This window comes from Candidatus Sulfotelmatobacter sp., assembly GCA_036500765.1.
Lineage (GTDB): Bacteria > Acidobacteriota > Terriglobia > Terriglobales > Acidobacteriaceae > Sulfotelmatobacter.
The window spans coordinates 547,168-563,762 of the sequence record DASYBM010000016.1 but is presented as its reverse complement, the minus strand read 5'-3'; the positions used below and the strand labels follow the sequence as shown (position 1 = coordinate 563,762).

General features: G+C 60.2%; 5 protein-coding genes. 4 read left to right on the top strand and 1 reads right to left on the bottom strand.

The window, feature by feature from the left end:
- Positions 1-25 precede the first annotated feature (25 nt).
- Complete coding sequence (locus VGM18_19505; protein ID HEY3975200.1) at positions 26-1,009, top strand: glycosyltransferase family 2 protein; 984 nt, start codon at positions 26-28, stop codon at positions 1,007-1,009.
- Between the two features lie 15 nt (positions 1,010-1,024).
- Here VGM18_19505 and VGM18_19500 read toward each other — a convergent pair whose 3' ends face one another.
- A complete protein-coding gene (locus tag VGM18_19500; GenBank protein ID HEY3975199.1) occupies positions 1,025-4,408 on the bottom strand; it encodes a putative Ig domain-containing protein in 3,384 nt (1,127 codons plus the stop codon).
- 348 nt (positions 4,409-4,756) lie between these two features.
- On the opposite strand from VGM18_19500, the gene VGM18_19495 reads away from it, so the two are divergent.
- The 3 genes from VGM18_19495 to VGM18_19485 are packed head-to-tail and all read left to right on the top strand — an operon-like array spanning position 4,757 to position 16,588.
- Positions 4,757-6,403: an MBL fold metallo-hydrolase gene (locus VGM18_19495; protein ID HEY3975198.1), complete on the top strand. Its 1,647-nt coding sequence runs from the start codon at positions 4,757-4,759 to the stop codon at positions 6,401-6,403.
- Between the two features lie 10 nt (positions 6,404-6,413).
- Entirely contained in the window at positions 6,414-8,432 is a 2,019-nt protein-coding gene (locus VGM18_19490) for a non-ribosomal peptide synthetase (GenBank protein HEY3975197.1), read from the top strand.
- Positions 8,429-16,588: an amino acid adenylation domain-containing protein gene (locus VGM18_19485; protein ID HEY3975196.1), complete on the top strand. Its 8,160-nt coding sequence runs from the start codon at positions 8,429-8,431 to the stop codon at positions 16,586-16,588. Before VGM18_19490 ends, VGM18_19485 begins: the two co-directional genes overlap by 4 nt.
- Positions 16,589-16,595: the final 7 nt, after the last annotated feature.

Sequence of the window (16,595 nt, the reverse complement as noted above, 5' to 3'; positions counted from 1 at the left end):
TCTTAACCGAAGGGGAACAAGTTCCGTGTTTTCGATCTCCATCGTCATTCCGACCAAGAACCGGCTCAACGACCTGAAGCTGACGGTCGAGACGCTGCTCGCGCAGACCGTATTACCCGATCAGCTTGTCATCGTCGACCAGAGTTCGGGGGACGAGAGTGAGTGCGCAATCCGCAGCCTGCTGGCACAAGCGCCGCAGGAGACACGAGATCGCGTCCGCCTCAACTATGTTCTCAACCCTGCGATTACGGGCGGAGCGCAGGCGCGCAACCGCGCCATGGATATTGCCGATGGCGCAATCTGGCTTTTTCTCGACGACGATGTATATCTGGAACCGGATTTCATCGAGCAACTGCTGGCCGCCTATCGTCAGTTCCCGGCCGCGGCCGGCGTTTCTGGAATTGTAACCAACTACAGTCTTCCACCCTGGTCCGCGCTCGCCTGGCGCACGCTGTTTGTGCGTGGACAGTTTCATGACGATCGCCAGCCGGTTTACTGGAATGCCTCGCGCCTGCGCGGTCAAGATCCGGTTCCGGTCAGCCGCTTTGGCGGAGGCTTGATGAGCTTTCGCGCCGAGGCCATCCGGAACGTTCGGTTCGATGAAAACCTGAGCGGAGTCTCCGATGGCGAGGATGTCGATTTCTGCGCTCATCTCAAACCCGGCTCGCTGCTGCTGATCACACCCAAAGCCCGGCTCGTGCATAACCAGTCGCCAGCTGGACGGTCGCAGAAGCACTGGACCAGCCGGGAGGCGAAATCCAATCACTATCTCTACTACCGCAACTGGCGCTCCGGAGTCTTCCATCGAATTTGCTTCTACTGGATGAACTTAGGCTATGGGCTGGTAGCGTCGTTCGCCTCGCTGCGCCGCCGATCGCTCCAACCCTGGCGCGATCTTTTCGAGGGCATGCGCGATGGGCATCGCGTCAGCCGGCCGCGGCTACTCCCGTCGGACATGGGAAAAACGAACTACCAGAGCTCGTGTGGCCGAGCGAGTCTCCGGCCCTGATGTGATAGCTGAAGGTTAGTGTTGAACCGCTTGCTGGATCGTCTGATGCGCGCTGGTAATCGAAGTAATGACATCGCCGTAGTTGCGTTCTTCGCCGCCACAGAGATATTGCTGGATCGGCGCCGAACAGGTTACCGTCCGCACACCCGCTCCGCCCGTGCCAGTCACGGCTTCGTGGGCGTCGTAGGCATTGTCGGACAGGCTGACGATACCCCAGTCATCTTTTTCGCCCCAGTTGTCGAGATACTGCCACCACAAAATTCCGACGTACGGCCGGCTGCCGTTGGCGGTGTAGGCCAGATTGGGATAGGTGGTCACGATCGAGGAGTAATTCGCGCCGCGGAGTGCCTGAGTCGTAAAGTCGGTCTGCGGCACGGAAGCTGCATAGCGATAAAATGCCGAGTCCGCATTGGCGGTACGGAATTCGCCGAAGTAAAACGGCTTGTCTCCGTAGTAAGCGTACATGAAATCGATCATGGCCTGGCTGAGCGGCCAGCCTCCACCCATGGCCATGACGTCGATGTATTGCGCCGCCGCCAGCAACACGTTGCGATTGGAAGGCGCGCCCCAGGTGCCGAGGGTATCGGGACCGAAATACATCATGCCGGGCAGCCAGGCCTCAATGCCGTTCTTGCACATGGAGAAGTAATGCGCCGCGATCTGGTAGAGAAAGCTGTCCAGATCGGTCTTGGTGTTGGGATTTACATCCGTCATGAAGGTAAAGTCGATGCCCACCCAGCCGCGGTGAGAGACGCGGGCGTCTTCGTCCATCAGTCCGCTGCCGATGCCCCAGCCGTTCTGCACATAGTTGGCGGTAACGGCCGACCCGCTGGCCGGCGCGTGACCGCTCGAAAAGGTCACGGTCAGAGCTCCGGTCGAGTAATTGATGCTGCCGCTAAGGTGCGGTCCCCAAAGTTGGCCGCCGCCGGTATCGCCACCGACTGGCGAGCCGGCAACCAGAATCTGGAGACTATATTTGCTCACCGTGGGCGAGCCCAGGGTCTTGCTGAACGTGAGTGTCGATGCGTTGCCCGTGCCCACGGTCTCCGCGGTGATGGTTTTGCCGGAAGAGCCAAAGGTCGTATAGTCCGATCCCCAGGCGGTGTTGAGCGCGGAGATGGTTCCATATTTCGCTTCCAATTGGCTTTGCAGAGCCTGCTTGGAATAGACGGTGGTATCGGAGTAGACGAATCCCTTGCCCGAATTAGCCGTCTGCACCGGCGACAGAGTCAGCACCATCCAGCCGAGGTGCGAATTGTTGTATCCGCCGGTGAAGTCCGGTCCTTTGCCGAAGCCGTACATTTCATCGCCATCGTCGATGCTCATCCCGATCATGTACTGCTTATAGGCCGAGGGCTTGACGGACAGAGCGTAGGAATCGTTGGCCAGTTCGTTGGTGTAGAAGGTAGTGAGGTTGTTGTCGTAATAGTCGGCTACCCCGTTACTGGGAATGTAGCCGGTGTAGTAAGGGCTCAGGCCAAAGAGCATGTTTTTGATCGGCTGCGGCGCCCAGTTACTCTGGTTGAGCATCCCGTAGTAGGCGGGCCGCAACAGGCCGACGAAGGGAACTTTGACCGGATTGGTCTGGTCGCCGCCCCAACTGGAATCCTTCGTAACCGGCAGCACATAGCTGGAGGCGTAGGTACCGACCGAATTGAATCCCCAGGACTGAATGCGCTGCAACTGCGCCGGACCCCAGGTCGGGCCGGTGTCGCCGTACTTCGCATTGGTGCGATTGTAGTAACTGCTGCCCATATCGTCTACGGAGGTGTCCTGGTCGAGGACGTACATGCCGATCATGAAAAAGCCGTTGTTCGCCGGATCGACGAACATCCACTTGTTGCCGAATTTTTCAGTGCGGAAGTAGGTCGTGGGCTGGTTCGGGGAGGGCATGGCGATCAAGCCGCCATATTGATCGAACAGGGAATTACTGACGGTTATGGTGAACGCTTTGGTGGCGCTCTGCTGCGGCGAACCCGAATCCTTTACTTTAACTGTGAAGTTCGCGGCCCCGGCCTGGCTGGGGGTTCCGGAAATCGTTCCTGTAGTGGCAGCCAGCGACAGGCCCGCCGGCAACTTGCCCGCAGAGATCGACCAGGTAAAAGGCGCGGTTCCCCCGGTGCGAGAAACTGTGGCGGAATACGGCGCACCCGTGGTGGCGTTGCTCAAACTGGAGGATGTGATGGTCAAAGTCGCCGCAGAAATGGTGACGCTATAGGTTTGGGATGCGGTTAACTTCGGCGAAGAGGAATCGGATACTTGCACGGTGAAAGCCGAGGTTCCGCTGCCAGTAGGCGTCCCGGAAATCGTTCCATTGTTGCTGAGCGTCAGGCCGGCCGGCAGAGTTCCGGAAGAAATGCTCCAGGAATAAGGGCTCTTTCCACCGGATATGGAAATCGTGGACGAGTAGGGGGTCCCGTTGGTGCCGTTCGGCAGCGTAGTTGGGCTCATCACCAGCGGTTGCACCGAGTCGGCAATGGTGACGGTGAACGCTTTCGTGGCTGTCAGCTTCGGAGAAGACGAGTCCGTAACCTCTACAGTAAAGGCGGAGGAACCGGCGGTAGTCGGTGTGCCGGAGATGGTTCCGGCACGACTCAAAGTGAGGCCGGCAGGCAAGGCGCCCGACGAAATGGTCCAGGCATATGGAGTCAGCCCACCGGTGGCAGCCAAAGTCGACGAGTATGCGGTACCGCTGGTTCCATTCGGAAGCGACGAGGTCGTGATCGAAAGCGGCTGCACCGAGTTTGACACGGTAAGCGCGAGCGACTTGGTGGCGCTTTGCTTGGGTGAGGACGAATCCTCCAGCTTGACCGTGAAAGTGGACGATCCTGTCGTGGTGGGTGTGCCGGAAATCGTTCCGGCCGCGCTCAGGCTCAGACCTGCGGGCAAGGCTCCTGAGGAGACGCTCCAGCTATAAGGTGTTTCGCCCCCGGAGGCCGCCAGGGTGGTCGAATAGGACTTGTTGATCGTTCCATTCGACAGCGAGTCGGTGATGACGCTGGGCGGAACCGGATCGACCATCATGATGAAAGCTTGCGAGACATTCTGCTGCGGCGAATTGGAATCGGCTACTCTTATCGCGAATGTGGATTGCCCTATGTTCGTAGGCGTCCCGGAAATCGTGCCCGCGGCGCTCAACTTCAATCCGGCCGGCAAAGCTCCCGATGCCACCGCAAACGAATAAGGTGTAGCGCCGCCCGATACAGAAACCGCTTGAGAATATGCCGTTCCGGCTGTCCCGCCTGCAAGCGTGCTCGATGTGAATGCGAGTTGGGAAGAAGACGAAGAAGAAGTCTTTCCGGTGGAGAAACCGCAACCAGCGCAGATCGAAAGCAGACTTAAGAGCGTCGCCAAGCCAATAACGCAGACACGATCAGCCGAGTGGGGGATAGATTTCATAGAGTTACCGGTCTTTTCGAATCGTGAACTTCAACATAGAAGCTTAAGGTTCAATCCGAAAGGTAACGCAGGGTCGATGACCATCCCCACTCGGAAGTGCACAAAATTTGGTGACCAGGCTAGTACTTCCGTTTCTGGAACCGCCCCAAGGCGACCGTTGTTCGCTGATATTCTGAAAGCGTCCTCTGCGACCCACAGACTCCTCCCTTGTGGCCAGAGACTGCGAATTCGCTCTAATTTTTCCCCCTCAACCACGGGTACATGCAAGAAATTGCATACTGGATTTTGAAACCAATCGAATCCGACCTAAGTAGCTGATAAATAAAGCTGGATCCTGGAGTTGTTGGCATGGCAACTGCACTGTTTAACGGCACACCGAAATCCTCCTCCCTGTCCCCTTCGAGTGCACAGGAACCCGTGTATCTAAAGCCGAATGTCGTGATTGAACCTCTGGTCGATGGCTGGTATGCCTGGGCCCACTTGATTCCGCCGGCCACGGCAGCGAGGAATATGACTGAGCGCCATCTGCGGATCATGAATTCGTACATTGAGTCCCCGGAGACGCACGAGTCGGCTGTGAAAAATCCGGCGCTGCTGGGCGGTCCGTTTATGGATTTCGAGGAGAACCGGGTGGAAGCAGTCAATCGGTTACGCGAGCGCACGCTGGCCGAGCGCAAACCGCTGCTGGAACTATCGCGCGCGATCGAGGAACTCGACGCCCTGCTGCGGGAAAAAGGGACGGGTTACAGTCTGGAAGCGCTGTACGCCGAAGTTCCGGAGAATTTGCAAGGGTATGTGGAGCTGGTCTACGACTTAAACAACCATCCTTCATTCCGCCTGATCGAGCCCTTGCTCTATAAGAGCCGGTTCTATGACTCGTCGTTGCAAAGCGTGATGTTGTCGGAGATCGGCGGAGACGATCGCCCGTTCGTATTCAGCACGCCGCGGCTCGACCGGCGGGATGCGGTGCATCTGCCCATCCCCTTCGCCAGCGAAAAAGTCGACGCTCTGGCGCGCATGAAGCACGAACCGACAACGCTTGCCGATCTGCGCGAGACGCTCGACCTGAGCCGCGAAGACGAAGCGCTATTCCGCTCGTTCCTGACCACGGAGAAACCGAAGCCATACCCGAAGTACGAAGGCGAGGGCGCGCGCTGGCGCTACTTTGGCCATGCCTGCATTCTGATCGAGACCCGCGACGTCACTGTTCTGCTCGATCCGGTTCTCAGCTACACCTACGAGAGCGACATCTCGCGCTATACCTACGAGGACTTGCCGGATGTAATCGATTATGCGCTGATCACCCACAATCATCAGGATCACATCCTGTTCGAGACTCTGCTGCAACTGCGCCACCGTATCCGGCACGTGGTGGTGCCGCGCAGCGGCGGCGGCGCCTTGCAGGATCCTTCGTTGAAGCTGCTGCTCAAGGAATGCGGCTTTTCGAGCGTCATTGAACTCTCCGAGATGGAAGAGATTCCGTTCGAGCGGGGATCGATCACGGCCATTCCTTTCCTAGGCGAGCACGGCGACTTGAATGTGCTGACCAAGTCCGCCTATCTGTTGCGGGTGAATGGTCACAAGCTGATGTTCGCGGCGGACTCCTGCAACATTTCGCCGAAGATGTACGAGCACATTCACCGCGAAGTCGGCGACGTGGATGCTCTGTTCGTGGGCATGGAATGCGACGGCGCTCCGGTCTCCTGGATCTACGGCCCATTGCTGACGCAGCGGCTGGAGCGGCCCAAGGACCATTCCCGGCGGCTGGCGGGATCGAACTTCGAGCGCGCCATCGATATCGTCAATCAGTTTCATTGCCAACAGGTTTATGTGTACGCCATGGGGCAGGAGCCCTGGCTGACGTTCATCTCCAGCATCAAGTACACGGAGAAGTCGAACCCGATCGTGCAGTCGACGCGTCTGCTCGAAACCTGCCGGGAACGCGGCATTGCCGCCGAGCGGCTGTTTGGCGAGAAGGAGATTTTTCTCTCCTAGGGGCGCGCTTATGCCCGCTCGGTTGACGACCGACATGACCTACGAAAAAACAAGAATCGCGATACTGGATGCGACGGAGCCGAGTACGCCGAGGACTGTACCCATCCTGCTGCCCAAACCTTTCCGGGTATGGAATGACACTGCGACGGATTATCCCCGTGACAAAAGTGTCGCCCAACTCTTCGAGGAAGTTGCCGCCCAATTTCCGGAGAACATCGCGGTTGTATTTGCCGAAGAACGAATCACCTACGGCGAGTTGAACCGCCGTGCCAATCGCTTGGCGCACCGCCTGCGCCGCATGGGCGTGACCACAGAGACGATGGTGGGATGCTGTATCGAGCGATCCACAGAACTGATCGTTGCGCTGCTTGCCGTGCTGAAAGCCGGAGGCGCTTTTGTGCCTCTCGATCCCGCGTACCCCCAGGAGCGCTTCGATCTGTTGCTCGAAGAAACTCGCCCCGCCGTGGTGCTCACGCAACGTTCCCTCGCCGCAACGGTCTTGGCTGGACGCAATCTGGCTTCGCTTTCGGTGGATGAAGTGCCCGCTACGGTGATGCCGTCAGCGGATGACGAAAATCCGCAACCTGCCGGCGGGCCGCGCAGCCTCGCATACTTGATGTTCACCTCCGGATCGACGGGGCGGCCGAAGGGTGTGCTGATCGAAAACCGGTCCATCGTGCGGTTGGTCCGCAATACCCAGTATTGTCAGTTCGGCCCCGACCAGGTGCAACTCCTGTTCGCTCCGATCTCCTTCGACGCCTCAACCTTCGAAATCTGGGGAGCCCTGCTGAATGGCGGCAGGCTGGTGGTGATGCCGCCGCAGACTTCCTCGCTGGAAGATCTGGGACGCACCATCCGCGAACAGGGAGTGACCACCCTGTGGCTGACTTCCGGACTCTTCCATCTGATGGTGGAGCAACGTCTCAGCGACCTTGCATCCGTGCAGCAGTTGCTGGCCGGCGGCGACGTGCTCTCGGCGCGCCATGTTCGGCTGGCGCTGCAGAATCTGCCGCAATGCCGCGTGATCAACGGTTACGGACCCACCGAGAACACGACCTTCACTTGTTGCCATCCCATGCAGTCGGGCGATGTCATCCCGGACTCCGTGCCTCTCGGAGGACCGATCTCGAACACGCAGGTCTACATTCTCGATGAGCAGATGCAACCGGTCGCGCCCGGCGAAGTTGGCGAAATCTATGCCGCGGGCGACGGCGTGGCGCGCGGCTACCTCAACCGCGCTGACCTGACCGATGAGAAATTTCTTGCCGATCCTTTTGTCGAAGATGGCGAGACGCGGATGTACCGCACTGGCGACCTCGGGCGCTGGCGCGGGGATGGCACGATCGAGTTTTGCGGCCGCACCGACAATCAGCTCAAGCTTCTCGGCCACCGCATCGAGCCCGGCGAGATCGAGAGCGTGTTGTCGCGGCATGACGGCGTACAGCAAGTTTGCGTGGTTCCCCACAGCGACGGCAACGGATCGAAGCGGCTGGTCGCGTACTACATCGCCGGGTCGAGTGCAGGCGCGGCCGCATGCGAGTTGAAGGCTTACCTGAGCGCACGGCTACCGCAGTACATGATTCCCGCGTTCTTCGTCCCCGTCGCGGCGATGCCGCTGTCGCCGAATGGCAAAGTCGATCGCGCGGCATTTCCCGCGCCGTTGGGCGGCGTAGCCACCCCTACACCGCAGGCGCCGTCGACCGCGCTGGAAGAAACATTGAAGGATTTATGGCAACGCGCCCTACAGGTGCAGCCATTGAACCTCGACGACAACTTCTTCGATCTGGGCGCCGACTCGCTGACGATCGTGGGCGTGCACTCCAGTTTGCAAAAGAAGCTACAGCGCGAGATTCCCGTCACCGACCTGTTCGAGTTCTCGACCATCCGAAGCCTGAGCCGGCACCTTAGCGCGGGTGTCGGCGAGCAGAATGCTCCGGGTCCGGCGTTTTCCGAACAGCAGCAGCAGGCGCAGCGGCAGCGCGACGCGTTTGCCCGGCAACGCCAGCGCAGGGGAGGCGGTTCTCAATGAGTTCGCAAGGAAACAAGAGCCCGCTGCTCGACACTCCTCTGGTAGACGGGGTCGCGATTATCGGCATGGGTGGGCGCTTTCCCGGCGCCGGCAGCGTGGCCGAGTTCTGGAAAAACCAGCTTGCCGGCGTCGAGTCGATCTCGCACTTCACCGTCGAAGAGCTGGAAATTCCGAACGCCGCGGCGACGGCGAGCCATCCCAACTATGTGCGGGCGCATTCAGTGCTCGAAGGCGCGGATCTGTTCGATCCCGAGTTCTTCGGCATTTATCCGCGCGAAGCCGAGCTGATGGATCCGCAGCACCGGCTGTTTCTGGAGTGCTGCTGGGTTGCGCTCGAAGACGCCGGCTACGATCCTTTTGCCTATGCGGGGGCGATTGGAGTGTTCGGCGGAGCTAGCCACGCGACTTATTTTCTATCGCGGCTGTGCGCCGACCCCGAATTCATCCGCAGGTTCACGAGCGGCTATCAACTGGAAAACTTCGCCGAGATGATGGGCAACCAGATGGATTTTCTGGCGACGCGGGTTTCTTACAAGCTAAACCTGCGCGGCCCGGCATTCGGTATGGTGTCTGGCTGCTCGACGTCGCTGGTTGCGGTTTCGCAGGCCTGCCAGTCGTTGCTGACGTATCAAAGCGACATGGCGCTGGCGGGTGGCGCATCAATCACTTTCCCGCAGAAGCGCGGCTACCACTATCAGGAAGGCGGCATGGGATCGGCCGACGGCCGTTGCCGCACTTTCGATGCCGATGCGCAGGGCACAGTCTTCGGCAGCGGCGTCGCTACGGTTCTGCTCAAGCGCATGGAAGATGCGGTGCGGGATGGCGACCAGATTTATGCGGTGATTCGCGGCTTCGCGGTGAATAACGACGGCTCGGCCAAAGTGGGTTACACCGCTCCCAGCGTCGAGGGCCAGGCCCGCGTGATCGCGCTGGCGCACGAAGCGGCGGGGATCGATCCCAATACCATCGGCTATGTCGAAGCCCACGGCACCGGCACACCGCTGGGCGATCCGATCGAACTGGCGGCGCTGAACCAGGCTTTCCGCGCTCGCTCGAACCGCAATCGATTCTGCGCAGTGGGAACGGTAAAGACCAACATCGGTCATCTGGACGTGGCCGCCGGCGTCACAGGCCTGATTCACGCCGCGCACATCGTACGCGATGGCGTTTTTCCGCCGACGCTGAACTTCACGAAACCGAATCCGAAATTCGATCTGGAGAACAGCCCGTTCTACGTGAACGCGCAACGCGCGGAGTGGAAGTCGAGCGGATCGCCGCGGCGCGCCGGAGTCAGTGCCTTCGGCGTGGGCGGGACCAACGCGCACGTCATTCTGGAGCAGGCGCCGGATCGCCCTTCCATTCCTTCGGCGAAACCCGCGCAGTTGCTGATTCTGTCGGCACGCACGGAAGTGGCGCTCGATCGCGCCACCAATAACCTGCTCGAACACTTGAAAGCTTCTCCGAACCAGAGCCTGGCGGATGCGGCCTGGACGCTGCAAGTCGGCCGGCGCAATTTCGGCTGCCGCCGCAGCGTAGTCGCCAGCAATACGGCCGAAGCGGTGACCGCTCTTACGCAGCGCGACCGGAAGAGAGTGCAGAGTCGGTTACGTCCCGTCGAAAAGCCCGCAGTGTTCTTTCTCTTCCCCGGGCAGGGTTCGCAGCACGCCAACATGGCGCGCGAGGTTTATCAGACCGAGCCGGTATTTCGCGCCGCCGTCGACCGTTGCACCGAGATTCTGCTGCCGCTCATGGGCGGGGATCTGCGCTCATTGCTCTATCCGCCCGACGGGGCTTCCGACGAGGCCAAGCGGCGGGTCACCGACACCGTCATTGCTCAGCCCGCAATTTTCACCATCGAGTACGCGCTGGCGCAGCTTTGGATGAGTTGGGGAATCCAGCCGCAAGCCATGCTCGGTCACAGCATCGGCGAATTTGTGGCGGCGTGCCTGGCGGGCGTGTTCTCGCTCGAAGACGCGCTCAAGCTCGTCGCCACGCGCGGAAAGCTGATGCAAGTTCTGCCTGCGGGAGGCATGCTCTCGGTGCGCCTGCCGGAAGCCGAAGTCCGCGCCCGGTTGAATGGCCATCCTTCTCTATCGCTGGCGGCAGTGAATTCGCCGGCGCTGTGCGTAGTGGCGGGGCCGTTCGACGCGCTCGACACTTTTGAGAACAAACTCGCCGGCGAAGGCGCGATCTGCCGCCGTCTGGTCACTTCGCACGCCTTTCACTCGGCGATGATGGATCCGATTCTCGAGCCCTTCACGAAATGTGTGCAGGAAATTTCACTGCATATTCCGTCGACTCCTTATGTTTCCAGTGTCACCGGCGCCTGGATCACGGACCAGCAGGCGACCGATCCGGCGTACTGGTCACGGCATTTCCGCCAGCCGGTGCAGTTTTCCGCGGCTATAACCGAGTTGCGAAAGAATCCGGCGGCAGTCTTATTGGAAGTGGGACCCGGCAATGTGTTGGGACAACTGGCGCGGCAGCACTCCGGATTTCACGCCGACCACTTAATCGTTTCCTCACTCTCCGACGGCCATTCCGGCCAAGGCGATGCTGCCAGCCTGATGAACGCTCTGGGTGCATTGTGGACGGCCGGGGTTCAGCCCCGCTGGGCAGAGTTGCATCTAGGCGAACGCCGCCAGCGTATCTCGTTGCCCACTTATCCCTTCGAACGCAAACGCTACTGGCTGGAAAACAAGTCCACCGAAGCAACGCCCGAGTCCAGGCCTTCCGCCACAATTCAGGAATCTCAACTTAGCCGTCTCTCCCCCACTCTGACGGAGGAAAAAGAAGTGAGTCATCCGCAATCCGCAATTGCACCGATCCCGGTGAAGCGCTCGGCCAAGATTCGCACCCAGCTTCTGGAACTGATCGAAGAACTCTCCGGCATGGATGTGTCGCAGGCCGACGGGTCGGCGACTTTTCTGGAGATGGGCTTCGACTCGCTCTTCCTGACCCAGGTGACGCAGGCTCTGCAAGCCAGGTTCGGCATGAAGATTTTGTTCCGGCAGTTGATGGGCGAGCAGTCGACGCTGGACGCGCTCTCCGCTTACCTGGACGGCAAGCTTCCGGCGGTGGCGCTCGCCGAACCGGCGACAGCGTCGATTGCAGTTGTGTCACCCGCCGCGGTTCCGGCGCACTCCGCACCCACGCAATTTTCAATCCCATCGACCAATGGCCACGGAGATCACGCCTTGTCCGAATCCTCCCTCGAACGCCTCATGCGCGAGCAGTTGCAGGCTATGAATCAAGTTTTCGCGAATCAACTGGAGACGTTTCGGGGCACAACTGCAGGAGCAGCGACGACCTCATCCGCGCCGGTCCCACCCGCGTTCGCGCCGGCAAGAATTACACCTACTCTGGTGGCAAATCCCATCGCGGCAACAGCGAAGCCCGAAACGATTCCCGTCCCGGTTGAAAAAGAATTCAAACCCTTTGGTCCGTACAAGCCGATTCAGAAGGCGACCTCAGGCGGGCTCACCACGCAGCAAGAGCAGGGCCTGCGCCGGCTGATCGAGTTCTACACCAGCCGCACCCAACGCTCCAAGCAGATGACGGAAGAGAAGCGGCGTTGGCTGGCCGATCCCCGAGTGGTCTCCGGCTTCCGCCGCGAGTGGAAGGAAATGGTCTATCCCATCATTACTACGCGCTCGAAAGGTTCGCGCCTGTGGGATGTGGACGGCAATGAATACATCGACATCCTGAACGGCTTCGGTCCCATCATGCTCGGCCATCGTCCGGACTTCGTCGAAAAGGCGATCGAACAGCAGCTCCACGAAGGCTTCGAGATTGGCCCGCAGACGCCGCTGGCCGGCGAAGTGGCGCAGATGTTCTGCGAGATGACCGGCAACGAGCGCATGACTTTCTGCAATACCGGGTCGGAAGCGGTGATGGCCGCGCTGCGCGTGGCTCGCACCGTCACCGGCCGCAACCAAGTTGCGCTGTTCGCCGGCGCCTACCACGGAATGTTTGACGAAGTCCTGGTCAAAGGGTTCAAGCGCGCGGGTGCGCCGCAATCTGCGCCGATCGCTCCCGGCATTCCGCGGGAAAAGGTTGCCCATGTCACCGTACTCGACTACGGCACGCCGGAAGCGCTGGATTGGATCCGTCAAAACGCGAAAGATCTCGCGGCGGTGCTGGTCGAACCGGTGCAGAGCCGGCATCCGAACCTGCAGCCAGCCGAATTCCTCAAGGAAATTCGCCAGATCACACAAAACTCTGGGGCAGCGATGATCATGGACGAAGTGGTCACCGGCTTCCGGGTTCATCCCGGCGGATGCCAGGCACTGTTCGACATCCGCGCCGACCTGGCCACCTACGGCAAAGTGGTGGCGGGGGGAATGCCCATCGGCGTCCTCGCCGGCAAAGCCGAGTTCATGGATGCGCTCGACGGCGGCGCGTGGCAGTTCGGCGACGAATCGGTTCCTGAAGTCGGCGTCACGTTCTTCGCTGGAACTTTTGTGCGGCATCCGCTGACCCTGGCGGCGATGAAGGCCGTGTTGCTGCATTTCAAAGAACAAGGCCCCGCGCTGCAAGAGCAGTTGACGGCCCGAACCACGGGCCTGGCGCGCACCCTGAATGAATTCTTCGAACAACAGAATGTGCCGACGCGGATTCAAAGCTTTGGCAGCGTCTTCTATTTCAGCTTCCCGGCCGAGGAGCGTTTTGCCAGCCTCTTCTATTACTTTCTGCGGGCCAAGGGGATCCATATCCTCGAAGGCTTCCCCACATTCCTGACTACGACCCACAGCGAAGCCGATATCGAGCAGATCGTGCGGGCCTTCAAAGAAAGCGTGGCCGAGATGCAGCAGGCCGGATTTTTTCCGGCGCCGGAACGGAATGGGAAAGACTCTGTCGCAACCGTCAGCGCTTCACCCGCTCCGCAGTTCGCGACCCCAGCGCCCATGACCGAACCGCAGCATGAGATTTTTCTGGCGGCCAACCTCGGCGACGATGCTTCATGCTCGTTCAATGAGTCTTTCAGCATCTATCTTCGCGGGGCGCTCGATGTCGAGAAGCTGCGTGACGCCGTGAATACGGTCATCGCCCGGCACGAAGCGCTGCGCGCCACCATCGACAAGAACGGCAGCCAGTTGCACTTTACTTCTGCCCTGAAACTGGAGACGCCGCTGCGCGACTTCTCCGCGCTGAACCCGGAAATGCGCGAATCTGAGTTGAAGCAACTGCTGGCTCAGGATGCGCGCACGCCCTTCGACCTCACGGCCGGCCCGCTGGTGCGCACCGAGCTCGTGAAGCTCCAAGCCGATCATTACATGTTGCTGTTCACCTCGCACCACATCGTCTGCGATGGGTGGTCGACCAACGTGTTGATCGACGAGTTATCGCAGCTCTATACCACTGGTGTGCAAGGCCCGCCGGATCTTCCGGTAAAGCATCTTCCCGCGCCGCTTCGCTTCAGCGAATATGCGAGCAAGCAGCGCCGCGAAATAGATTCCGCAGAAACGGCGAAAGTCGAGTCCTATTGGCTGGCCCAGTTTAAAGACATTCCCGCGCCACTCGACTTGCCCGTGGATCGCCCGCGTCCTTCGGTGAAGAACTACGCCGGTGCTACTTATCGCGCACGCATCGACGCCGAAGGCTATCGCCAGATTAAGAGCATGGGATCGAAAAAAGGCTGCACGCTCTTTGCCACGCTGCTGGCCGGTTTCCAGGCGTTGCTGCACCGGCTGGCCAATCAGAACGACATCGTGGCGGGCGTTCCCGCGGCTGGTCAGTCTCTGCTCGACGACGGCCGACTGGTCGGCCATTGCGTAAACTTCCTGCCGCTGCGCGCCCGCTTCGAAGAAAGCATGACTTTCGCCGCGCTGCTCGGCCAGGTCAAAAAGACGGTGCTCGATGCCTATGAGCACCAGTCCTACACCTACGGCACGCTGGTGCGGAAACTGAGCATGCCCCGCGACCCGAGCCGTCTGCCGTTGATGGAAGTGCAGTTCAATCTGGAACGCCTGGGCGCGGGCACGGAGTTTGGCGGGCTGCAAGCCACCATCGATCCCAATCCTAAGAGCGCGGTGAATTTCGATCTGTTCTTCAACATCGTCGAGTCCGATCGGGGCCTGATGATCGATTGCGATTACAACACCGGACTGTTTGATGAATCGACGATCGCCCGCTGGCTGGGACAGTTCGAGCGCCTGCTGCTGGGCGCGGTTGCGAATCCCGACCTGCCGGTGGATCAGTTGCCGCTGATGACTGGCGAGGAAGTCGCTGCGCTGCTCGGGGCCTGGAATCCGAATCCCTCGAAACATCCGGTAACCCGCACGGTTCACCAGACGTTTGAAGAACATGCCGCTCGAACTCCCGAGGCCGTTGCCGTCGTCATGGGCGAGCAGCGCATGACCTACCGTGAGCTCAACGAGCGGGCGAACCAACTGGCTCGCCACCTGCGGAAGCAGGGAGTACGGCCGGATTCGCTGGTCGCCGTATGCTTCGAGCGCTCGCTCGAGATGGTCATGTCGTTCCTGGCGGTATTGAAAGCGGGCGGCGCGTACCTTCCGATTGACTCCTCTTATCCGGCAGAAAAACTGAGCGCGGTGCTCAACGATGCCGCGCCTGCCGTGCTCCTTACTCAGGATCGCCTGGCCGACAGCCTGCCAAAACACAATGCCGAAGCCATCCGCGTCGATAAAGACTGGGCCCTGATTGCGCTTCAGCCCAGCGACAACCTTGAATCCGCGGCTGGTCCCGATCATGTCGCCTACGTTATTTACACTTCGGGCTCGACCGGCAAGCCGAAGGGCGTAATGGTGACGCATGCGAACGTAGTCCGTTTGCTCAAGGCCACCGAGCCCTGGTTCGACTTCGACGAGAACGATGTCTGGACGATGTTCCACTCCTACGCCTTCGACTTTTCGGTGTGGGAGATTTGGGGATCGCTGACGACCGGCGGACGGCTGGTGCTGGTTCCCTACTGGGTAACGCGGTCGCCGCAGGATTTTTACAACCTGCTGGCGCAGGAAAAAGTCACGGTGCTGAATCAGACGCCGGCGGCCTTCTACCAGGTGGTCCAGGTGGAAGAGTCCGGATTCGTCAGGCCGCTTGCGCTGCGTTATGTAATCTTCGGCGGCGAAGCTCTGAACTTTGCCAATCTCCGCCCCTGGTTCAAGCGTCACGGCGACGCGCATCCGAAACTCGTCAACATGTACGGCATCACCGAAACCACGGTGCACGTCACCTACCGTCCACTGACTGTTGCCGATGCTGAACGCGAAACCCGCAGCCTGATCGGCGTACCCATCCCTGATCTTCGTCTCTACCTGCTCGATGCGCGGCAGCAGCCGGTTCCCGTGGGCGTTGCCGGCGAAATCTACGTCGGCGGCGACGGCGTTGCGAAAGGGTATCTGAACCGGCCGCAACTGAATGCCGAGCGCTTCCTCGCCGATCCCTTTGCCGGGCGTCCCCATGCGCGGATGTACAAGTCCGGCGATCTGGGACGCTTCCTGAATAACGGCGATCTGGAATATCTCGGGCGCAGTGACGATCAGGTCAAGATTCACGGCTTCCGTATTGAGCTTGGCGAAATCGAAGCCGCGCTGGCGCAGCATCCCGATGTGCGGCAGTGCGCGGTTATCGCCCGGAAAGACAGGGCCGGCAAAGATAAAGATAAAGACAAAGACGGTCCGGCCGAAAACAAACTGGTCGCCTACATTGTTCCCGCGAACGGCAGCACGCCGGACACTGCGCACGTGCGCGAGTATCTGCAATCGAAACTTCCGGCCCACATGATTCCTTATGCTTGCGTGTCGATGCCGGCCCTGCCTCTTACGGTGAACGGCAAAGTGGATCGGGCGAAGTTGCCGGCGCCGGATTTGGGCGTCGCCGCCCGGACTCGCGAGTATGTTGCTCCCTGCACGCCGCAGGAAAAAACTCTGGCTGGAATTCTTGCTGAGGTTCTGCATCTGGAGCGGGTCGGCGTGACCGACAACCTGTTTGAGTTGGGCGCGGACTCGCTGCATGTTTTCCAGATCACCTCGCGCGCGATGGCGGCAGGATTGCCGGTCACGCCGCGATTGCTGTTGCAGCAACGCACCGTGAGCAGCGTCCTGTCTGAAATGGGCAAGGCGCAAGTTACGCCGCGGGCGCAGGCGCCGGCGATTGTTCCCGTGGCCCGGCAGAAATACCGGATCACTCGTTAGCTTCACT